The sequence below is a fragment of the Planococcus versutus genome (genome assembly GCF_001186155.3).
In the GTDB taxonomy this organism is placed as follows: Bacteria; Bacillota; Bacilli; order Bacillales_A; family Planococcaceae; genus Planococcus; species Planococcus versutus.
In genome coordinates, this window is sequence record NZ_CP016540.2 from 622,216 (window position 1) to 643,934 (window position 21,719).

General features: G+C 41.3%; 18 protein-coding genes. 15 read left to right on the top strand and 3 right to left on the bottom strand.

The genetic code is table 11. From position 1 onward, the window contains the following. Nucleotides 1-470 precede the first annotated feature (470 nt). The 4 genes from I858_RS17165 to I858_RS03255 all read left to right on the top strand — a co-directional run bounded on the left by I858_RS17165 (nt 471) and on the right by I858_RS03255 (nt 4,075). The gene (locus tag I858_RS17165; protein ID WP_049694927.1) at nt 471-1,937 is read left to right on the top strand and encodes a TerD family protein; all 1,467 of its coding nucleotides are present in this window, start codon (nt 471-473) and stop codon (nt 1,935-1,937) included. A 141-nt stretch (nt 1,938-2,078) separates the two neighbouring features. Next, on the top strand, nt 2,079-2,252 hold the full coding sequence (locus I858_RS16885) for a hypothetical protein (RefSeq protein WP_157886469.1): 174 nt from the start codon (nt 2,079-2,081) through the stop codon (nt 2,250-2,252). Between the two features lie 56 nt (nt 2,253-2,308). Next, nucleotides 2,309-3,097: a hypothetical protein gene (locus I858_RS03245; RefSeq protein ID WP_049694928.1), complete on the top strand. Its 789-nt coding sequence runs from the start codon at nt 2,309-2,311 to the stop codon at nt 3,095-3,097. A 474-nt stretch (nt 3,098-3,571) separates the two neighbouring features. Beyond that, a complete protein-coding gene (locus I858_RS03255) occupies nt 3,572-4,075 on the top strand; it encodes an ABC transporter ATP-binding protein (RefSeq protein ID WP_053221282.1) in 504 nt (167 codons plus the stop codon). Nucleotides 4,076-4,252: 177 nt separating this feature from the next. Here I858_RS03255 and I858_RS17665 read toward each other — a convergent pair whose 3' ends face one another. The 3 genes from I858_RS17665 to I858_RS03270 all read right to left on the bottom strand — a co-directional run bounded on the left by I858_RS17665 (nt 4,253) and on the right by I858_RS03270 (nt 6,380). After that, entirely contained in the window at nt 4,253-4,627 is a 375-nt protein-coding gene (locus I858_RS17665; RefSeq protein ID WP_071645344.1) for a transposase family protein, read from the bottom strand. Nucleotides 4,628-4,828: 201 nt separating this feature from the next. Continuing rightward, on the bottom strand, nt 4,829-5,713 hold the full coding sequence (locus I858_RS03265) for a hydroxymethylglutaryl-CoA lyase (protein WP_049694931.1): 885 nt from the start codon (nt 5,711-5,713) through the stop codon (nt 4,829-4,831). Next, nucleotides 5,706-6,380, bottom strand: a complete 675-nt coding sequence (locus tag I858_RS03270; protein ID WP_049694932.1) for a GntR family transcriptional regulator — start codon at nt 6,378-6,380, stop codon at nt 5,706-5,708. The genes I858_RS03265 and I858_RS03270 overlap by 8 nt, the downstream gene beginning before the upstream one ends. A gap of 382 nt (nt 6,381-6,762) precedes the next feature. Between I858_RS03270 and I858_RS03275 the strand changes: the two genes are divergently transcribed. The 11 genes from I858_RS03275 to I858_RS03335 all read left to right on the top strand — a co-directional run bounded on the left by I858_RS03275 (nt 6,763) and on the right by I858_RS03335 (nt 21,600). Continuing rightward, nucleotides 6,763-7,398 carry an isochorismatase family protein gene (locus I858_RS03275; protein ID WP_049694933.1) on the top strand — a complete coding sequence of 212 codons (636 nt, stop codon included), beginning with the start codon at nt 6,763-6,765 and terminating at the stop codon, nt 7,396-7,398. Continuing rightward, a complete protein-coding gene (locus I858_RS03280; protein ID WP_049694934.1) occupies nt 7,391-9,439 on the top strand; it encodes a hydantoinase/oxoprolinase family protein in 2,049 nt (682 codons plus the stop codon). Before I858_RS03275 ends, I858_RS03280 begins: the two co-directional genes overlap by 8 nt. A gap of 3 nt (nt 9,440-9,442) precedes the next feature. Then, nucleotides 9,443-11,209: a hydantoinase B/oxoprolinase family protein gene (locus tag I858_RS03285; RefSeq protein ID WP_049694935.1), complete on the top strand. Its 1,767-nt coding sequence runs from the start codon at nt 9,443-9,445 to the stop codon at nt 11,207-11,209. A 90-nt stretch (nt 11,210-11,299) separates the two neighbouring features. After that, nucleotides 11,300-12,508 carry a CaiB/BaiF CoA transferase family protein gene (locus tag I858_RS03290; RefSeq protein ID WP_049694936.1) on the top strand — a complete coding sequence of 403 codons (1,209 nt, stop codon included), beginning with the start codon at nt 11,300-11,302 and terminating at the stop codon, nt 12,506-12,508. Between the two features lie 21 nt (nt 12,509-12,529). Then, entirely contained in the window at nt 12,530-13,954 is a 1,425-nt protein-coding gene (gene leuC, locus I858_RS03295; protein ID WP_049694937.1) for a 3-isopropylmalate dehydratase large subunit, read from the top strand. Further along, the gene (gene leuD / locus I858_RS03300) at nt 13,951-14,553 is read left to right on the top strand and encodes a 3-isopropylmalate dehydratase small subunit (RefSeq protein WP_049694938.1); all 603 of its coding nucleotides are present in this window, start codon (nt 13,951-13,953) and stop codon (nt 14,551-14,553) included. Before leuC ends, leuD begins: the two co-directional genes overlap by 4 nt. 44 nt (nt 14,554-14,597) lie before the next feature. Then, nucleotides 14,598-15,383: an enoyl-CoA hydratase/isomerase family protein gene (locus I858_RS03305; protein WP_204249438.1), complete on the top strand. Its 786-nt coding sequence runs from the start codon at nt 14,598-14,600 to the stop codon at nt 15,381-15,383. Nucleotides 15,384-16,005: 622 nt separating this feature from the next. Further along, nucleotides 16,006-16,776 (top strand): SDR family NAD(P)-dependent oxidoreductase, encoded by a 771-nt coding sequence (locus I858_RS03310; RefSeq protein ID WP_049694939.1) that lies wholly within the window; start codon nt 16,006-16,008, stop codon nt 16,774-16,776. Between the two features lie 1,001 nt (nt 16,777-17,777). Next, complete coding sequence (locus tag I858_RS03325; protein WP_049694941.1) at nt 17,778-18,470, top strand: GntR family transcriptional regulator; 693 nt, start codon at nt 17,778-17,780, stop codon at nt 18,468-18,470. Between the two features lies 1 nt (nt 18,471). Then, nucleotides 18,472-19,083 (top strand): sterol desaturase family protein, encoded by a 612-nt coding sequence (locus I858_RS03330; RefSeq protein WP_049694942.1) that lies wholly within the window; start codon nt 18,472-18,474, stop codon nt 19,081-19,083. A gap of 246 nt (nt 19,084-19,329) precedes the next feature. Then, nucleotides 19,330-21,600, top strand: a complete 2,271-nt coding sequence (locus I858_RS03335; RefSeq protein ID WP_049694943.1) for an ATP-binding cassette domain-containing protein — start codon at nt 19,330-19,332, stop codon at nt 21,598-21,600. Nucleotides 21,601-21,719 lie beyond the last annotated feature (119 nt).

The window sequence follows — 21,719 nt, forward strand, 5'->3', positions numbered from 1 at the left end:
TTCCGACAATACACAGCAATTTATACTCTATAAAATGCCACACCCGCTGCTTCAACATTGCGAGTGTGGTTTTTTTGATTTAATTCTTCTCTATAAATTGTGTAGGAATTGTACGGTGCGATACGACAACCAGATAATGCAAATGCTTCATTTATGCTAAATAAATCGGTTTGTTGGAGTAGTTTTAAGGGAAAGTTGGTATATAAGGGAGTTTTTAGCCATAATATGCAGCTCTTAATCAATTTCTGGTAATTAAAAATCGCGACCCTATGTTAAAAAATATTCTAAAAGATTCTGACAATACACGACAATTTATAATCCATATATTTCCACACTCGATGCATTAACATTTCAGGTGTGGTTTTTCGATTCTATTCATTCGTATAAATTGTGATTGAATTGTTTGTAACACAGGGACCATTTGGTAAAGGTGGTAAGTAAGAATAAGTAAAACTAAAGGAGAGAGGCATATGCTCGATACTTCTGCACAAAAATCAATTGATAATTTAAAGAAGATTCTTACCAATGAAGACATGACCTTTAATGAACAGACAACGAAGCACTTTCTTATTCTTCCCTTCCTCACTTCACTCGGATACGACATAACAGATCCGAATGTCTTGAAGCATGAGTTCAAGCCGGCCAACCTACGCGGGAACAACGACAAAGTGGATTATGCGTTGGATTTGGGTGACTTCAAAATCATCATTGAGGCCAAGCCTTTAAACACCAATATTAAAAGGCATTACCATCAACTGCAGAAATACTACAATTCCACACCGGAAGTACAACTGGGAATCATTACAGACGGACGAAATTATCATTTTTTTACAGACTTCTACTATGAAAATCTAATGGATATCGAACCCTTTTACTCCTTAGATGTTTTAAATCTCACCGATTATGATTTTTACTTCTTGAATTTACTCAGTTACACGAAGATATCAGCAAACAGCATTCGAGAAGCCACTGAGGAAATTATCTTTCGGGATAAACTGCTCACCTCATTTAAGAAGACACTTGAAGAACTTCCGCCTGAATTCATCAAATTGGTTGTCAAAGACTTTTACCCACATGCTGTTACAAAGAAAGTGATTGAAAAAGCGACGGTAATTGCCAAGCAGGTAGGAGCGAACAGATTGGATTTGAGCATTATCGACGAGTCCATCATTATGTCTAATGAGCGAGTAGAACAATTGGATAGCCCAACTACTGTGCCGGCTGAAGAAGTAGCACCTGAAACACCAGCCGATTCGGAAGTGAAAGAAGATAAGCCTGCTAAGAAGGAACCAGAAGTGTCAGCCCCTCAATCAGAAGAACTAGAGACCACATTAGTGGAAATTGAAACGACACCTCCTCCAACTAAGAGGCCGTCATTACGAAAAGGTGAGCGTGTCTCCTTAACTATGGATGACCCTCCGCTAACGAAACTCAAAGTCGGACTAGGCTGGGATGTCAGCAGCCAGCAAGGAACAAAGTTCGATCTTGACGTTCATGTATTCCTTTTGAATGAAAATCAAAAAGTGCCGAAGGAAGAATTTTTTATATTCTACAACAACCCTCAATCGCCAGATGGCAGCACGAATTTATTGAAGGATAGTCGTACTGCAGGAAACAATACTGAAACGGTCTTCGTGGAACTGGATAAAGTATCAAGCGAAGTAGAAAAAATTGTGTTTATTGTAACTATCTACGATGCTTTAACTCGAGAGCAGAATTTCAGCATGGTGAACAATGCCTTTATCCGGATGACGAATGCAGAAACCGGGGAGGAAATGTTCCAGTTTGATTTGGCCAATGGTGGTGGTCCGGAGACTTGTCTGATAGTTGGGGAAATCTATCGTTACAACGAAGATTGGAAGTTCACGGCAGTCGGAAACGGTTATCAGTCTGATATTCAGCAATTATGCACCAACTTTGGAGTTCAATTAGCATGAAAAAACGGAGAACAGGGACTTCCCTGTTCTTTTTAGTTTCTATTAGTAAAATGATTACACCTTACCCGTTGCATCTATGTTGAGGATGCAACTTTTACATATTATTCATCTGTATAAATTATTTGCAAATTGTTCCGCTCCTTGGGACGAAATATTTTAGATGGACAAGCGATTGGAGCAGAATTTGTCATTGGAAGAGCTGCTTTATGGGGTGCTTCAAAACTTACTGGACTCGTCGCACGGAATTGGGACAATATTTCAAAAGGCATCAAGAATTTCGGATCCAGTATCGCAAACAAAGTCAGAGATGGCTGAAATGCGCTGAAAGGCGTATTTGGCTGATAATAATATGAGGAGCGTGTAATTGCATCATGGATAAACAAACAGGTGACTATATCTTAAAAAAAGCTAAGAAGTATAAAAAATGGGGCGAAGGAATGCTCGTCAATCCATTCTATTGGGTTGAAAATGGTGTACCTTATTATGTCGTCGTCTATCTATCCAGAGGGAAATCCGTTGCTTCCGCATTTTTCAGCACACAAGATGGAGAAGTGAAAGAAGAAGCATTGCGTGCGCACCCGCCTCTGGCAATATTTTCAGAGCTGAGTACAAATATCTTTAACATTGGTGAAGAACGGGCAGCAATTGGAACGGGCTATTTCATGGATTTGCTGGCGGTCCCTTTTCTCAGTGACGATGAACAAGCTGCCAAAGGCAGAGAAGTTTTTGCTGATCTTTCTAAATACCAGCAGGAGTTTATCGCCATCATGAAAGATTTTACTAGTTATTACGACGATGAAGTATTAGTAAGGGAAAAACTCGAACAGACAGATATTGATCATGTGCAAAAAACGGTGATCACTCTTCAATTGCTGCAATATAAAATTGGTGTAACTGTGCAACAACATGGAGAAGAACTTAAGAAATTCGAAGAGTATCTACAAACAAGGGAAGAGTGGCAAAAACTCGCAAAAGACAAACGCGCGTTCATAAAAGGCATGCTAAGCAATCTGAAAGAAGCACGTAAAGAACTGGACGCACTCAATGTCATCGAACAAGAAGATCCTGATACGATGTTCCAGTTAAACTACGATCGCATGTTAGAAGAAAGTAACATCGCCATGGAAAGCCAGAAGAAATATATACGCTTTCCAAAATGAGGAAAAAGCGCTTGCCATAAGGCAGCGCTTTTTTCTAAGATTCTTTTTACTCTCCTTGCTGATCTGTAATAGGCAGCTGTCCTGAGATAAAAATGGTGGACGAAACCGGTGAAAACGATGCACCAGGCAGTGGAGGCTATAAAGAACATTAATGGTCACTTCCCTGTGTCAAAAACAATTCTAAACGATTCTGACAATACACGACAATTTATAATCCATACATTGCCACACCTGCAGCCTCAACACTGCGGGTGTGGTTTTACTGCTTTACTCATCTATATAAATTGTGTAAGAATTGCGCGGGAAAATCGTCTACCAGGCAAAGAAAAAATTCTAAACGATTTTGACAATACACTTCAATTTATACTGTATACATAGCGACAACGTCTACATTAACACTTCGGCTATGGTTTTTATTTTTATTAATCCGTATAAATTGTTGGGAAATTGTATGGTTCCTAGGGAAGCGAATTAATGGATGGAAAAGAATTTAAGCTGACCGACCATCGAATTGGGTACTTGCCTGAAGAACGCGGAATGTATTCGAAGTTTAAAGTGAAAGATCAATTGGTATATTTTGCGGAGCTGCGGGGCGCTACTAAAAAAGAAGCTAAGCGTTCCATGAAGAAATGGGCCGAAGAGTTTTGGATTGATATTTATTTGGATCAAAAGCTTGAGACGCTGTCAAAAGGAAACCAGCAAAAAGTGCAAATTGCACAAGCCTTTATTTGTGAACCGGATATTTTGATCTTGGATGAACCTTTTTCGGGGCTGGACCCTGTCAATTCGAAAATCTTTCAGGATTCTTTGTTGAATTACATAAGAGAAGACCGAATCATCATCTTTTCTTCCCACCATATTGTGCCGTTCCCAGGAAAGCGAAATTGTAAGGCGCTTTGCCATAATGCTGATGTTGCCAGCCGTTTTTCCGGCTTTATTTGTAGGAATTTAAATCATGGAGACCCATATTATACGTAGGGCCTTTGCGAATCGCAAAATCATCGATGCCCAAAATCAGCCGGCTGCTGGTTTTAGCCTGTTCCTGGCAGACGGCTTGGACACGTGCACTTTCCATTTTCATCCACTTTTTGAACACACGTTCCACGGTAGTATACGGTGTGTGCGTCTGCTGGGCCGTATGGGAAACGGTAGCGCCTACCACATGCTTCGGAAGGGAATCTTCAAATTTCTTTGTATATCTTTTCCCAGGTGCGAAGCACCCATATTTCCAGACGAAGAAACGTCACACCGTCTACACATCAACCGAATCGCCGGAACCAAGAGAAAAACGCGGCTGCCAAAAGCAGGCACATGGCGCACTTTCCGTTGATAGGCATATCCTTTCCGGATGACATCTTTTCCGTAGCATTGCGGACATGATTGCAGGTGATTGGTCGGCTGGACGTGAATCCGAAAGTCTGGGTCTACTTTTTGGACATCCGAAATCAAAAGTTTTTTTATATCGAGAAGAAGATTGGTAAAATGAGAGTGCGTCTGTATACCTCTTTCGTTGTTAGGTGGTACTTTCAACTATAGAGGATACAGGTATTTTTTTGGATTATTTTCACGTCAAGAACAGACTTTAGTGTTGAGCCAGAATTGGACTGAAATATAAATTAACAGACTACCTAAGAGGCTTTTCATGACAACTTGTTGTAGTAGTCTGTTTTTTGTTTGCTTACGAATAAAGAGAGATACGTTACTTTGAACTTTGTAGAAAAGGTTTGTAAGTCAAAGGTTCTTTAACTTCATGACCATACCATCAAGCTTTCTACCGATTTGTTCTTCTAGCCAGCGTGATGTTTCAATCAATAAAGTAATATTAAGACTTGTATCTACACCAATTTTTTCAAACATATTGACTAGATCTTCCGTGCACACATTACCAACGGCTTCAGGAGCAAATGGACAGCCACCGAGTCCTGCTATAGAAGAATCAAAATTACGTATACCCGCTTCATAACCTGCAAATGCATTTGCGACTCCGAGCCCTCTTGTATTGTGCAAATGTAATCCGAGAGTGATATCGTCACTGAAATATTTTTTAAAACGTTCCACGGTCTGTTTGATTTGTTTAGGATTAGCCATACCAGTAGTATCAGCCAGCGTGATTTCAGTAGCACCTGCCTGTACAAATTGTTCTGCTACCTGTAATACGCGTTCAAGCGGTACTTCACCGGCAAATGGACAACCGAATGCAGTACCGAGGATACCATTAATCGATCTGTTGCTTTGCTTACCCTCCTCAATAACAGTTATCAATTCGGAAACACTTTGATTAACGGTTTTTTTGGCGTTTTTTAAATTAAACTCATCACTAGTCGATGTCACAATATGTAATGCATCAACTTCTGTGCCAAGTGCTCTTTGCAACCCAGCGTAATTTAGAACCAGTCCCGCATAACTAACACCCTCTGTTTTAGGTACTAGTTTCATCAGCTCTTCTGCGTTTGCCATCTGTGGGACGACTTTAGGATTTACGAACGATACAGCTTCAATTTTTTTCGCGCCTGCTTCTACCAAGCGGTTAATCATTTCTACTTTTGTCTCTAAAGATATTAGTTTCTTTTCATTTTGCAGTCCATCTCTGGGTCCGACTTCACAAATATTAATCATTTTTTTCTCCTCTCCATAATTCTCTGTTTATTTTGTCTTCATTTGCAAAAACATAATCCCTCCCTTGCAGTATATGTTCTTTCATAGCTGATTTTGCTCGTTCCGGTTCACGATTCCTGATTGCCTCGATTAGTGTTTTATGCGATTCGAGTGATTGAAGTAATTTAGTTTCTGAATACCAGTAGAAAGATCGGAAGATTAACGGTACGACAATTACTTTTCCAATGTGAAAGCGCAGGTGTTCATTATTGGTCGCTTCAAAAATAGCTTCATGGAAAGCTTGATTAGTCTGCTGGATATTCTGGATACTGGTGAGATCTGATTGGGTATGTTTAGCAATTGCTTTTTCATAAAGCTCATTTGTTTCTATAATTTTTTTTAGATTTTCTGCCGAACAGTTTAAAGCGGCTTCACCAGCTGCCATACTTTCAAGAATTGAGCGAAGATCATAGATTTGTCTTATGTCAGTCAATGAAAACTCTCGTACGATCACTCCTCTCCGTTGGAACGGAGTAACTAATCCGTCAGATTCCAATTGCTGAATGGCTTTCCGAATTGGTGTACGGCTAATGTTCAGCTGAATGGCTAACGCTTCTTCAGTTAAGCGCTGTCCTGGTTCGAAATCTCCTATAATAATAGCACTTTTAATAATAGTATATGGATCCATAAACTCACCTCATTGTATATTGTATACAATAGTAAGGGATGTTACAAATTTAGTTGGATTTATTATAGTATATAATAAATCCTTTTCACTTATTTAAGCTGTTAAATGAAGGTTTATTAGATTATTTTTAGTTTTTATTAATAATGTGTAAATTTTTAAAAATAAAATTATTGACCTATTGTATACAGAATGTTAAAGTTGCAATGCGTTCAGATAATTTAATCTATTCTGAAAATAGGTATTATAAATGGAGGGAGGAGGGGGTGTAAAGCAGGAAGGAAGGAAATAAATACTAACCTAGCTAAATCAAAATACGAAATTAACACCATTTTTAAAATAGTTTTGTTTGCACTACTTCATAATTTGATAACTGGAGGTTGTTATGAATATTGAAAAGTCTAGTGGTTTTGCACAAAACTCTGGGATGGGTCTGAATCCGGTCATACTGGTTGTAGATTTTATGAAAGGTTTTACAGATCGGGATTCACCATTAGGTTCTAATCTTGATAATGAAATAAAAGCTACAAACGAATTACTGAATATTGCTCGAAAAGAATGTGTTCCAATTATTTTTACATCTGTATCTTATGATCCTGGTTTTCAAGAAGGAGCGCATTTCATTCGTAAGATTCCTGCTTTAAAGATTTTGAGTGCAGGAAGTGAAGCGTGTGAAATTGATCCGCGTCTTGAGCGAAATGAACAGACTGAATTGTTAGTCGTAAAGAAATTTGCAAGCGCTTTCTTTGGAACAGCGATTTCATCTGTGCTATCTCATCAAAGGATAGATACGGTGATAATTGTTGGATGTTCCACTTCGGGTTGTATACGCGCCACTGTAGTAGATGCACTTCAACATGGCTATTTAGTCGTCGTACCTGAAGAGTGTGTAGGTGATCGTTCTCAATCAGCCCATGATGCAAGCCTCTCCGATATTCAAATGAAATATGGAGATGTAGTTAGTTTAGAAACGGTAAAAAAATATCTAACACATTTAAAGGGGGATATAAGCAATGTATAGAGTGGCAGTAGACGTCGGTGGAACTTTTACAGATATAGTATTACAAAATGAAAAAACTGGTGAATTTTTTGGTACAAAAACACCCTCTACGACGCATGATCAGTCAGAAGGATTAATTACAGGAATCAGGAAGATTTGTAAGGAACAAAATATAGACGTCAATGACATCCATTCAATCATCCATGGGACGACTGTTGCAACTAATGCAGTTCTTGAAGAAAAGGGAGCAAAGGTTGGATTGATCACTACAGCAGGTTTTGAACAAATTTTACATGTAGCGCGCTCTTGGACGCCGGCACCTGTAAGTGCTTGGATGGGTTTCTTAAAGCCTGAACCTCTAGCAGATCTAATTCACACTGCTGGAGCAAAAGAACGAATGACTGCTCAAGGTACTGTACATCTAGTGCTTGATGAAGAAGATATTAAAGAGAAAATCAAAGGATTTTATGATCAGGGAATTCAGAGTTTAACGATTAGCTTATTAAACTCCTATGCCAATTCAGATCACGAAGAGCGTATTAGAGAAATAGCGGAAGAGATCAATCCTGATATTCCAGTTTCTATTTCCCACGATATACTCCCTGAATTCAGAGAGTACGAGAGAACATTGACAACAGTAATGAATTCTTATGTTCGACCATCCATGCAATTATATTTGAACAATGTAGCAACTAAACTAGCAAATGAAAAAGTAGAAAGTCATATTAGTATCGTTCGATCCGACGGTGGATTGATGAGTATCGAAGCGGCATCTTCAAGACCGGTTCATACGATGCTGTCAGGTCCGGCAGGTGGAGTAACTGCATCAGCGATGATTGGTAATCAAACGGGATATAAAAACATTATTTCATTCGATATGGGTGGAACTTCAACAGACGTTTCATTGACATACAATGGAGTGCCTAAAGTAGTAAGAGAAACGCTAGTTGGTGTATTCCCGGTTAAATCTCCTTCTCTAGGTGTAGTCAGTATCGGAGCAGGCGGAGGGTCAATCGCTCACGTTCCATTAACAGGAGCATTGCGAGTGGGACCAAGAAGTGCGGGTGCAACACCTGGACCTGCTTGTTATAGCAAAGGCGGAACGGATCCGACTGTAACAGATGCCAATATGGTATTAGGTTATCTGCCAGCAAGTTTAGTTGGTGGAGAGATGAAGTTGGATATCGAAGCATCTAAAGAAGCGATCAAGCCAATAGCTGAGAAACTGGGTGTCGATGTATATGCGGCAGCGCTAGGAATTTATAATATCGTCAATGAAAATATGTACGGTGCTACGCGTGTCGTATCTGTAGAAAAGGGTTATGATCCACGTGAGTTTTCTTTATTAGCACTAGGTGGAGCAGGGCCGTTGCATGCAAATGCGATTGGAGATTTATCGGGAAGTTTCCCGGTTATCATCCCTCCAACTCCAGGAGTACTATCAGCTTTAGGTTTCTTACAAGCGGATATCCGAAATGAATACTCTAAAACGTTCATTAAGCTATTGAGTCAATTGCAGACAGAGGACGTTGTTTCTGAACTGACAGGACTTGGAGATAATTGTGATCAGTGGCTTGCAGGCGAACACGTTCCTGCTAATCAGCGTACGACCAAATACGAAGTGGATGTTCGATACTTGAGACAAGGCCATGAAATTCCGTTTGAAATTGATTTGAATAAGTTGAAAGAAGAAGGCTTAGCTCTAATCAAGAATAGATTCGACGAGATGCACCAAGTTGCTTTTGGATTCAAAATGGATACTGAAGTGGAAATCGTCAATGTTCGTGCAGTAGCAATTGGAAAAGTGGACTCGCCAAAACTTCCAACAGTTAAACCTGGTGATTCAGATGCATCAAAAGCTATTGTTGATGACACGCATGAAGCGTATTTCGATAATGCGTTCCAGAAGACATTGATTTATGACCGTCACTTCCTTGTACCTAACAATAGAATAACAGGTCCCGCAATTGTCACACAAAAAGATAGTACGACTCTTATCCTCCCAGGAAATGTTGCTGTGGTAGATGAGAACTTAAATCTATTAATCCAAAGGGAGGCATAATATATGACGAAAATCGATTCGATCACAGTAGATATTATTGAAAATGCCCTAAAGAACAGTAAAAATGAAATGGATGTCACGCTATTTAAAGCAGCAATGTCTCCAGTTATACGAGAGCAGCATGACTGTTTCCCAATGATTACAGATGCTGAAGGCAACATGGTAGTAGGGAACTTTGGCTCCCACGTTCCTGAAGTTGTAAAGCAATTCCCTGAAGGCGTACAAGAAGGCGATGTCATTTTTGTAAGTGACCCGTATACGAGCGGTGGATCTGTTTCACACGTAAACGACTGGATGATTATTTTGCCGATTTTCTATGAAAGTACGCTCGTCGGATACTCTTCTATGTTTGGTCACGTGATTGATGTAGGAGGCCCAGTACCATCCAGTATGCCAGTTGATGCACGAAGTATTTACGGAGAAGGAGTAAGATTTCCTCCGGTTAAATTATTTGCCAAAGATGTACTGAATGAAGCGGTCATTGCTATCATCAAAGCCAATTCAAGAACTCCGCTTGAGAACTATAGTGATTTAATGGCACTTGTAGCGTCATGTAGAACAGCAGAAAAGCGTGTACAGGAAATTTGTTCTCGCTTCGGAATTGAAACATATTTCGCAGCGATGAATGCAGCACTTGAACGTACAAACTTGATGATGCGTGATCTGATTACGAAAATATTACCAACAGAGCCTGTGTCATTTGAAGACTTCATTGATGACGATGGATTAGGTAATGGACCATTTAAGATGAAACTGACAATCTGGCGTGAAGATGATCATGCGTACTTTGATTGGACAGGAACAGATCCACAGTCACCAGGACCGATTAATTACTATTTGAGTGAGCCAATGTTTAAAATGTTCATCGGTTCATTCCTGATTTCAGCATTTGACCCAGACATCAACTTTAACGACGGATTCTATGACGTACTGCACGTCATATCTCCAAAAGGAACATTGATGAATCCTGAATTCCCAGCTGCATTAGGATGTAGAACACATGCGTTAAGCCGTATGTTCGACGTATTAAGTGGAGCACTTTCAGTGAATGCACCAGATAGCAGTCCGGCAGCAGGATATGGAACAAGCCCTTACTTTATCTTCTCAGGAGTAGATGCTAAAGGAGATAAATTCAATCTGATGGAAGTTCAGTATGGCGGGCTTCCCGGAAGACCAATTGGTGATGGATTGGATGGTCACTCATGGTGGCCGGCATTTGTAAATATCCCTACTGAATATTTGGAAACATATTATCCGTTAATTGTAGATTCATATAAAACAGGTACAGATTCTGGAGGCGCTGGATTCTACCGTGGCGGAAATTGTAACGAGAAACTTTACACAATTTTAGCAGACGGCATCGTTTCTATTCACGATGACCGTGCATTAATCCAACCTTGGGGAATTAATGGTGGAGAGCCAGGATCATGTTCTTCGAAAACATTGATCAAACAAGATGGAAAAAGAATTCATCTTGCTTCAAAAATTGATGATGTAAAAGTAGAGAAAGGCGATCAAATCTTATTCATCACTGCTGGAAGTGGTGGATGGGGAGATCCTCTTGATAGACCGGCTGGAAAAGTACAGTCGGATGTCAGAAGAGGGCTTGTAAGTAAGGAGAAAGCTCTAAAATCTTACGGAGTTTATCTTAATGATTATCTTGAATTGGATGAAAAACAAACAGAAGCTATTCGCGCGAAAATCAAAGTTGACAGAGGTACTTTGGAATCGTTCAACTTCGGAGAAAGAAAAGAGCAAGTGCACGCGTAAAGAACATTTGAATGAAGCACTTGTGCGTAATAACACAAGTGCTTCACAAGTGTATAATGCGAAATATGAAATGTTATTGGAGGACTACTTATGACAGATGATAAAGAGAAATTACCATTAGAAGGTGTACGTGTTTTGGAGCTCGGTACATTATTAGCCGGACCTTTTACTGGTCGTTTGCTTGGGGATTTCGGTGCTGAAGTAATTAAAGTAGAAGCGCCTGATAAGCCAGACCCAATGAGACAGTGGGGACAGCAAAAAGATGGAGAAGCTCTTTGGTGGCCTATTCAATCCAGAAATAAAAAATCGGTGACGTTGAATTTACGAACTGAAGAAGGACAACAGATTTTTAAGGAATTGGTCAAAGAATCGGATATTATTATCGAGAATTTCCGCCCAGGCACAATGGAGAAGTGGGGGCTCTCATACGAAATATTATCTGAGATCAATCCTGGAATTATCATGACAAGAACTTCAGGCTTCGGCCAGACGGGACCTTATAAAGAAAGAGCAGGATTCGGAAGTGTAGGAGAAGCAATGGGTGGACTGCGCTATGTAACTGGTTTCCCGGATCGTCCGCCATCAAGAATCGGTATTTCAATTGGCGACACATTAGCAGCACTTTTCGCAACGATTGGTACATTAACAGCATTACAGGAAAGACATAATTCAGGCAAAGGACAAGTTGTTGATACTGCGATTTACGAGTCGGTATTCTCTGTTATGGAAAGTATTATTCCCGATTATTTATTGGCTGATTATGTACGTGAACGGATGGGGAATATTTTACCTGGAGTATCACCGTCTAATATCTACATGACACAAGATGAAACGTATATTGTAATCGGTGCAAATGCTGATGGTGTGTTCAAGCGTTTGTGTAAAGCAATGGGACAACCTGAATTAGCGGAAAGTTCGAAGTATGCAACGCATCACGCGCGGAGCGATAATATGACGGAACTCGATGAATTAATTGAAGTATGGACAAAAACACAGACAGCAAAAGATGCGTTATCTATTTTGGCTGAAGAAGGCGTGCCGTCAGGTTTGATCTATTCTGCTAAGGACATTCTTGAAGACCCTCAGTATGAAGCGAGAGAAATGATCATTACACGTGAACACCCAGTATTGGGCGATTTCCCTATGCCTGGTGTTGTTCCGAAACTGAGCCGTACTCCTGGTGAAGTGAAAACTGTAGGCGCGGAAGTGATTGGCAAGCACAACGAAGAAATTTACGGTGGCTTATTACGCTATGATGCAGAAAAACTAAAAGCGTTAAAAGAAAATAACGTTATTTAAATTGAGTTAGGTGGGATAGTCGTGGGACAGACTCTATATCAAAAACTCTGGAATCAGCATCTTGTGGTAAAGGGAGTTTCGCAGCCTGATATCGTCTATATCGATCTTCATCTTATCCATGAAGTTACGTCTCCCCAGGCATTCGATGGTCTGAGGGAAGAAAACCGAAAAGTACATCGGCCGGACAGAACACTTGGCACGATGGATCATGGTGTTCCGACAACCGATCGTAGTTTACCGTTTGAAGACGATATTGCAAAGAAACAAGTGGATGCACTTCGAAAGAATTGTAAAGATTTTGGTATTAAACTATATGATCTATTTAGTATAAATCAAGGTATTGTTCATGTAATTGCACCTGAATTAGGTTTTACACAACCTGGTCAAACGATCGTCTGTGGAGATAGCCATACGGCAACACACGGTGCATTCGGTACACTGGCGTTTGGAATCGGTACAAGCGAAGTGGAGCACGTTTTGGCAACTCAAACGCTAAAGCAATATCAATCAAAATCGTTAGCTGTAAATTTTGATGGTGAACTTTCTTTAGGTACGACAGCGAAAGATATCATGCTTGCGCTGATTGGTAAGTTCGGTCACGATTTCGCTACAGGATATGTTATTGAATATCGTGGAGATATCGTGCGCAACTTAACGATGGAAGAACGTATGACGATTTGTAATATGTCGATCGAAATCGGTGCTCGTGCCGGCTTGATGGAGCCTGATGAGACAACATTCACTTATGTGAAAGGTAAACCTCATGCACCAAAGGAAAGCGAATGGGATGAAGCACTATCTGAATGGAAAAAGCTCTACAGTGATACGGATGCAATTTTCGATTTGGAAGTCAGCTTGGATTGTAGCGTAGTGGAGCCACAAGTGACATGGGGTACAAATCCTAGTCAAGTTGTATCGATCAATGATTGTGTTCCTAGTGCAGAAGGATTGTCTAAAGTACAAGCTGAGATGACTGCTAACGCATTGGAATATATGGCACTTGAAGCAGGTACACGAATCGTTGATATTGCTATAGATACAGTATTCATAGGTTCATGTACAAATAGTAGAATTCAAGATTTAAGAGAAGCCGCGCATATAGTACGCGGCTATAAAGTTGCGAAGGGTCTCAGGGCACTCGTTGTACCTGGATCACAAAATGTTAAAAAACAAGCTGAAGAAGAAGGCTTGGCAGAAATTTTCATCAATGCCGGCTTTGAATGGCGTGAAGCAGGATGCAGTATGTGCTTGGGAATGAATCCTGATGTAGCACAACCTGGCGAACGAGTTGCGTCTACTTCCAATAGAAACTTCGAGGGAAGACAAGGACGTGGTGCAAGAACACATTTGGTGAGTCCTGCAATGGCAGCTGCAGCTGCAATAGAAGGACATTTTGTAGATGTGCGTAACTGGCACGTAAAGCTTGAAGAGGAGGTAGTTGAATGAAACCTTTTCTAACACAAACGGGTATCGTAGCACCGTTAGAGCGTTCTAATATTGATACGGACGCAATTTTGCCAAAGCAGTTTCTGAAGAGAATCGAAAAAAGTGGTTATGGCCAATTTCTATTTTATGACTGGCGGTATACAGGTGACGAAGAAAATCCGGATTTTGTTTTGAATAAGCCGCCTTATCGGAATGCCAGCATTTTATTGACTGGTGAAAACTTTGGCTGTGGTTCTTCTAGAGAACACGCACCTTGGGCATTGAAAGATTTCGGATTTGAAACGATCATTGCTTCTTCATTCGCAGATATTTTTTATAACAATTGTATTAAAAATGGAATACTACCTATTAGAATGTCAAAAGAGTATATCCAAGAGCTTTTTAAGAAAGTTAATGGACATGAAGGATACGAGCTAACTATTAATCTTGAGTCCAAAACAATTGTAGGTGATAGTGGAGAGTCAGTATCTTTTGAGATAGATGATTATATGAGAAATATGTTGTTGGAAGGTTTGGACGAAATCGGATCTACAATCAAGCATATGCAGGAAATTGAGAAGTTCGAAGAAACGCATAGAGTTTTTTATAGTATCACATAACCTGGACTTGAATGATCCAGCTAAATACGAAGGGGTGGATTATAGTGACACATGAATATTTGATAGTTGAAACTGAAAATAACGTCATGACGATTACATTAAATAGAACAGATGCAGGAAACGCAATTAATATACCATTTGCTAAAGAGTTATTTGAAGCTGCGTTATCAGCTACTCATGATTCTGAAGTGGATGTTGTAGTCATTCAGGGGAGTGGAAAAGCCTTTTCATTTGGAGGTGATTTGAAGAGCTTTAGTGATGCAGGAGATAAAATTGATTCCAGTTTAAAAGAAGTTACAACGTATCTTCATAATGCAACTAGTTTGTTAGCAAGAATGAAGAAAGTCGTTATTGCATCAGTCAATGGTACTGCTGCAGGAGCAGGATTGAGTTTACTTTGTGCATGTGATCTTGTTATTTCAAGTGATAAGGCGAAATTCACATCGGCTTATACAAATGTCGGATTAACGCCGGACGGCTCCTGCACATACTTCCTACCACGTCTTATCGGCCTTAGAAAAACACAGGAACTTCTGTATACAAACCGAGTATTATCTGCGCAAGAAGCAGCTGACTGGGGAATAGTCACGCAAGTAGTGGCGGCAAATGAATTACAGCAAAAAACAAAAGAGCTAGCAGACAAAATCGCAAACGGATCTACATCAGCGAATGGAACGACGAAGAAGTTGCTAAGCAGTAGCTTCTTAGATCGATTGGATTCACACATGGCATTAGAATCTGATTCAATTTCCGATATGACCGTAACAGCTGATGGTAAGGAAGGGATTGCAGCATTTTTAGAAAAAAGACGTCCTAACTTTTCTAATTGAAGACAAATAACTTAGTAAGAGAAACAGTTACTTCATATTGAATCCATTTTATAACTCTGATACTTAAATAGTTTCCCGTGTAAAAAAATATTCTAAACGATTCTGACAATACATGACAATTTATATTCCATACATTGACACGCCTGCTACATCAACATCGCGGGTGTGTTTTTTCATTTTACTCATCTCTATAAATTGTATGGGAATTTTGCGGAACACAGGGAACAATTGGGAAGTGCTGGAGATTTTTCAGGAGCTGGGAGACCAGGAAGCGGTCGAAGCATTCTTTGCGCGGCACCATGGCTATTCAGCAATCCGTAAGGCGCAGATTCACCAGACACTGGATGCCGGTGAATTGAATAAATCGCGTCCCAGGTAAAGAAACAATTCTAAACGATATTGACAATACACTTCAATTTATACTGTATACATAGCAACAACGTCTACATTAACATTTCGGCTATGGTTTTTTCTTTTTATTAATCCGTATAAATTGTTGGGAAATTGTATGGTTCCTAGGGAAGCGAATTAATGAAATTGCTGATTATTTTGACTACTGTACATAAACTGCTATTCTAGATTCAGAGGGTATGCTAATAAGCCCTAAAGAGGAGGAATCGGAATGACAAATTTTCAAGGGAAAGTAGCGATTGTAACAGGAGGGGCATCCGGAATCGGATCTGCGATTACGCACCGTTTGCTGGAAGCGGGAGTAAAGGTGGCCGTGGCTGATTTAAATGAAGCGAAACTGAAGGAAATGGAAGACGCAAATGCCGGCAATTTGATCGGCGTCGTAGCTAATGTCACCAAAGAAGCTGATATTGAAGCATTGGTAAAGAAAACAGTGGAAGCTTTTGGTAGCCTCGACTTTGCGTTTAATGTGGCCGGAGCTTCAAAAGCTGGAGCAATCACCGAGCAAAGTGAAGAAGACTGGGACTTTACAGTAGATTTATGCTTGAAAAGTGTCTTTCTTTCAGTAAAACATGAAGCCAAATACATGAAAGAGCATGGCGGCGGAGCAATCGTCAATATCGCATCATTAAACGCACATGTGCCGATGTTTTACGGAGCGGCTTATTCTTCTGCAAAAGCGGGCGTGGAAATGCTGACGAAAAATGCAGCACTCGAACTTGCACAGCACCAAATTCGGGTCAATGCCATTCTCCCAGGACTGATCTCAACACCGCTGACAAGTGATTTGACGAAAGTGGAAGCGATTAATGATGCTTACATGGACCGCATACCGATGCGCCGCGCGGGGGAAGCGGATGAAATGGCCGGTCCGGCACTGTTCCTGGTCAGTGAAGACGCCTCTTATGTGAACGGCGCAAGTCTATTGGTTGACGGGGCGTGGGCTGTTTCTGGTTACCCGGATCTGAGTAAGTTTATGTAAAGCCATCATCAGCATTCTGAGAAATGGTTAAAATCACGTTCCTGGGAAACAAACAAATCTAAACGATTTTGACAATACACTACAATTTACATTTTATGCATGGCCACGCCATATAACGTAGCATTCCGGAAGTGGTTTTTTCTTGTTATTCATCCGTATAAATTGTGTGGGAATTGTGTTGCTCTCTGGGAAGCAAAGCTCAAAATATAAAACACCCCGACCGTGAGTCTCTGATTTACCAGACTTTCTCACAGGTTAGGGTGTTTTTTTTTATACATTTTTCACTCCATTTTGTTATACATTTTTGACACAGGGAACATTTGGGGACTGCTGGAAATCGAACTTTAATTCACTGCGGCTTTCTTTAAAAGCCTTTTAATCTCTCCCAATTTAATCTTGTTCCTCAAAATCTCCTGACAAATACTTCCTAATAATGCTGAACTGAAAAGAAAGAAAACGCTTGGAACGAGCATGAAATGGAGGACATGATGTCCTACTGACTTGAGCATTCCAAAGCGTTTGCTCGGCTGCACCAGAAGTTCCATCAATTCAACCCGTTAAAAGTGTTACGGGTGAATCAGTTTAAAATGGGACGAAGATGATGAGAGTTTCCATGCCCGCATGCCGCATCAATATTTCGGTCCTGGTTTTTTTATTATATTCAACTATATAAATTGTTTGGGAATTGCGTCGCTCCTAGGGAAGCGGAATTAATAACGAGCTTGCCGTCAGGAAAACGCACCTGGTGCACTGGATCTTCTTCCCGCAACCGGGTATAAGTCGAGTATAGATTCTTTGTGAATTCCAGTGTGAACAATTCCATTTCATCAGCGTCATGGAAAGCCATTTAAACGACTCCTTTCCAGTTTATACCCTGAGCAGGATTGGACTTTCTTGTTCAATCCGTTTATTTTTCAGAAAGTTCTTGCAATAATTTATTGATATATTTAAACTGGTATTACCAGATGGATTATTGGTAATACCAGTTTAGAGGTGGAAGTGTGAAAGCGACCGATCGAATAGAAAAGATATTCATACAAAAAGTGTTGAAAGGGGAATTGCCGCCGCAGTCATTGCTTTCATCCGAACGGGAGCTGGCTTTGGATTTCGAAGTTGGCAGACCCGTAATCCGGGAAGTGATGCAGCGCCTGGAAAGGGACGGTTGGCTGACAATCCGCAGCGGCAAGCGAGCAGTGGTCAATGATTACTGGGAACAAGGCAATTTAATGACCTTGAATCATTTGCTGACAGATGAAGAACATATACAGGAAGAATTTATTGTTTACTTGATGGAACTGAGAAAAAACCTTGCTCCTGCATATACAAAAGATGCAGTGAATCACAAAGCTTTAACGGTGGCTTCGTTATTGAGTGAAAGTGAAAATATTGCCGATGAGCCGCAGGGTTTTGCCGAATATGACTGGCATCTTCAAAAAGGGCTGGCGGCCGCTTCGCCAAATCCGATTTACTTATTGATGTTAAACAGTTTTCAGCAGCTTTACATCAAAACGGCTGTCCATTATTTTCAAGATGGACAGTCTCGTCAAGCGACCAGAAAATATTACCGCGATTTGATGGAAACTGCGATGGCGAAAGACGGTAATTGGGCGGAAATCCTGGTGAAAAAAGAAATGGAAGACAGCATCAAAAGGTGGAAACAGCAATTGACTACGAAGAAAAAAGGAGAAGATTAACATGAAAAAAATCTACAAAGAATTCTTTTTGTTTCCGGATATCGCTGTTCTTCTGGTTATTCTCGCTGCCAGTATCTGCGTTCAGGTGTGGCACGGCTTGACTCTGCCGGCAATCGGCTTATTCGCTTTCGGTATGCTGGTCTTCATGTTCAGTGAATATTTGTCGCATCGGTTTTTCTTCCATTTAAAAGCGCCGAAAAACTCTTTTTTTCTGAAATTATTAAAGCGCTTACATTATGACCACCACAAAGATCCGAATAATCTGCACCTGCTGTTTTTGCCATTATGGTACAGCCTTCCTCAAATTTTGCTCATCTCTTTGGTTTTTTATCTGGTATCCGGGAGCTTTTGGCTCACCCTGGCTTTTGCGGCAGGATTAAAAACGATGCTTCTGCTGTATGAATGGAAGCATTACGTGGCGCACCGGCCAATAAAACCGAAAACCAAATTCGGCAAAAATGTGAAGAAATTGCATATTCTCCACCATTTTAAAAATGAAAATTATTGGTATGGCGTCTCAACGCCCTTTGTGGATGTCTTGTTCGGAACGTTGAAAGATGAAAAAGATGTGGAAACGAGCCGAACGGTAAAAGATCTGGAAAAACGGCTGTAGATGAAAGTTTGCGTTTTGCTGTTGGTACTATTTAAAAAATCGCGCCCCTGTGTAAGAAACAATTCTAAAAGATTCTGACAATCCATACTTCATACAAAGTCACACCTGCAGCAACATCGCGGGTGCGGCTTTTCCAGTTTATTCATTTCCTCATCCAATAAACGCTTGTGTAAACAGGACCAAAACAGGGAACTCTTATATCAATAGGTTAATCACCTGACTTGATCAGAAAAGGAGCAGTTCACCATGGCAGAAAAAAGAGATGAAATCATCCTGAGAGGGTTGCAGGAAAACAATTTGAAGAATGTCGATTTGAATATCCCGAAAGAAAAGATAAATGTGTTTACCGGCCTGTCGGGTTCAGGTAAAAGCTCGGTTGTCTTTGATACGTTAGCGACAGAAAGCAGAAGGCAAATGACGCTGAACTACCCGCTGTATATCCGGCACCAGATGCCGAGGTACGAGCGGCCGCATGCCGACTTGATGCAGCATTTAAGTCCGGTGGTCGTTGTCGAACAGAAACCGGTAAGAGGAAATTCGCGTTCGACTGTCGGCACTTATATGGATATCGATCCGTTGATCCGCTTGCTGTTTTCGAGGATCGGCAGCCCGCCGATCGGCTCAGCCGCCGAGTTTTCGAGTGACAGTTCTTTCGGCAAATGTCCGGAGTGCAGTGGGCTCGGCGAAATTATTGCGCCGGATGTTCACAAACTCATCGATCATACAAAGTCGCTTCGGGAGTCTGCGGTGAGATTCAGACCGCTCGCGCCGCCCGGCTGGCAAGGCAGATGGATGGTGGACGGTGGATTGTTTGATCCCGATCTTCCCATCAAGGATTACACGGAAGAAAAATACAATCTTCTGGTCTATGGTCCGCGGGAAGGCGAGCGGGCATTTAGCACTTACTACTACAAAGTAGGTAATCGGGACATCGAATGGGACGGCATCCTTCCCCGGTTTATTCGCTTGTACATTAACCGCGACCTCTCGAAACTGAAAATAACGTCACAAGACGATGTGCTGGCGGTGACGGCACGTACACCGTGTCCGACCTGCGAAGGATCTGGGTTGAATCCAAAAGTGCTGGAAAGCAAAATCAACGGATTGAATATCGCGCAATACGACCGGCTTGAAATGACGGATTTGCTGGGTGAACTGGCAAAAATAAACGATCCGGTTGGTACATCGATTGCGCAGCAGGTGTTACCGGGTGTCAAGCAGCTGGTTGATTTGGGACTTGGTTATTTGTGTCTGGCGCGAAAAGTGGGCACTTTGTCTGGAGGGGAAGCGCAGCGCGTGAAAATTGCGCGCCATCTGGGCAGTAGCCTGAACAACATCACGTATATATTCGACGAACCAAGTGCGGGTCTGCACCCGGAAGAAATCGAGAAGCTGACGCACATGCTGAAAAGTTTGAGAGACAATTACAATACCGTCGTCGTCATCGAACACAATTTGGCCGTCATCCAAACAGCGGATGAAATTATCGAAATGGGTCCGGGCGCAGGTGTGACCGGCGGTCGAGTGGTTTATCAGGGAGCGCAGGAAGGCTTGCAGAAAGCATCTGCGATCACCGATTTGAACCATAAAGTCGCTGTCAATAAAAACCCGCGACAGACAAAAAATAGTTTTTCGATTAACAATGCGTTTGCTAATAACTTAAAAAATGTAAGTGTGGAAATCCCAAAAAACGTGCTGGTTTCCGTATGCGGTGTGTCGGGTTCCGGGAAGAGTTCGTTAATGTTCGACGCCTTTACTGAGAATTATTCCGAAACCATTTCGGTGAGGCAAAGCAGTATTGGAACTTCAAGCCGTTCGACACTCGCGACCTATATGGGAATCATGGATGACATTCGTTCGATTCTTGCCAAAGAAACAGGGCAGCCTGTGGGCTTGTTCAGCTTTAATTCAATAGGAGCCTGTCCTGTTTGTGAAGGAAAAGGCGTCACCACGCCGGACGTGGCATTCGCAGATCCCGTTACCGTTACTTGCGAAGCATGCAAAGGAACACGCTATTCCGATGAGGCACTGTCGTACCGCTATTTAGGAAAAAATATTGTAGAGATTTTAGAACTGTCGATTGACGAAACCAATCACTATTTAAAAATGCCGAAAATCGTTAAAAAAGTGGATACTTTAAAAGATGTCGGTTTGGGCTACCTAACACTAGGCCAAACGACCAGTTCCTTGAGCGGCGGCGAAGTGCAGCGGCTTAAACTCGCCAGTCACCTGAAAAAAGAAGGCCAGATTTACTTGCTCGATGAACCCTCATTGGGGCTGCATACAAAAGACAATGCCCATCTATTAGTTGTATTCCAGGGGCTCGTTGACAGAGGGAATTCCGTTATCCTCATCGAGCACAATCTGGACTTTATCGCGGCAAGCGACTGGGTCATCGAAATGGGTCCAGGTGGCGGTAAAAGAGGAGGAGAAATCCTATTTGAGGGAACACCGGAAGCGATGCTTGAGTCGGATACGGTGACAGCGAAGTGGCTGAGAAAAGATGCGGAGAGATGAAAAAATTTTCTGTGTGAGGCGGTATAAAATCGCGCTCCTGTGAAGAAAACAATACACGACAATTTGTTTATACATTGCTGCACCTATCACATGAAAAATAGGGGTGCAGCTTTTTGATT

What these genes read in the sequence shown, in the direction of transcription:
- I858_RS17165 (WP_049694927.1), top strand. Translation starts at nt 471, where the DNA reads ATGCTCGATACTTCTGCACAAAAATCAATTGATAATTTAAAGAAGATT.
- I858_RS03245 (WP_049694928.1), top strand. Translation starts at nt 2,309, where the DNA reads ATGGATAAACAAACAGGTGACTATATCTTAAAAAAAGCTAAGAAGTAT.
- I858_RS03255 (WP_053221282.1), top strand. Translation starts at nt 3,572, where the DNA reads ATGGATGGAAAAGAATTTAAGCTGACCGACCATCGAATTGGGTACTTG.
- I858_RS03265 (WP_049694931.1), bottom strand. Translation starts at nt 5,713, where the DNA reads ATGATTAATATTTGTGAAGTCGGACCCAGAGATGGACTGCAAAATGAA.
- I858_RS03270 (WP_049694932.1), bottom strand. Translation starts at nt 6,380, where the DNA reads ATGGATCCATATACTATTATTAAAAGTGCTATTATTATAGGAGATTTC.
- I858_RS03275 (WP_049694933.1), top strand. Translation starts at nt 6,763, where the DNA reads ATGAATATTGAAAAGTCTAGTGGTTTTGCACAAAACTCTGGGATGGGT.
- I858_RS03280 (WP_049694934.1), top strand. Translation starts at nt 7,391, where the DNA reads ATGTATAGAGTGGCAGTAGACGTCGGTGGAACTTTTACAGATATAGTA.
- I858_RS03285 (WP_049694935.1), top strand. Translation starts at nt 9,443, where the DNA reads ATGACGAAAATCGATTCGATCACAGTAGATATTATTGAAAATGCCCTA.
- I858_RS03290 (WP_049694936.1), top strand. Translation starts at nt 11,300, where the DNA reads ATGACAGATGATAAAGAGAAATTACCATTAGAAGGTGTACGTGTTTTG.
- leuD (WP_049694938.1), top strand. Translation starts at nt 13,951, where the DNA reads ATGAAACCTTTTCTAACACAAACGGGTATCGTAGCACCGTTAGAGCGT.
- I858_RS03310 (WP_049694939.1), top strand. Translation starts at nt 16,006, where the DNA reads ATGACAAATTTTCAAGGGAAAGTAGCGATTGTAACAGGAGGGGCATCC.
- I858_RS03330 (WP_049694942.1), top strand. Translation starts at nt 18,472, where the DNA reads ATGAAAAAAATCTACAAAGAATTCTTTTTGTTTCCGGATATCGCTGTT.
- I858_RS03335 (WP_049694943.1), top strand. Translation starts at nt 19,330, where the DNA reads ATGGCAGAAAAAAGAGATGAAATCATCCTGAGAGGGTTGCAGGAAAAC.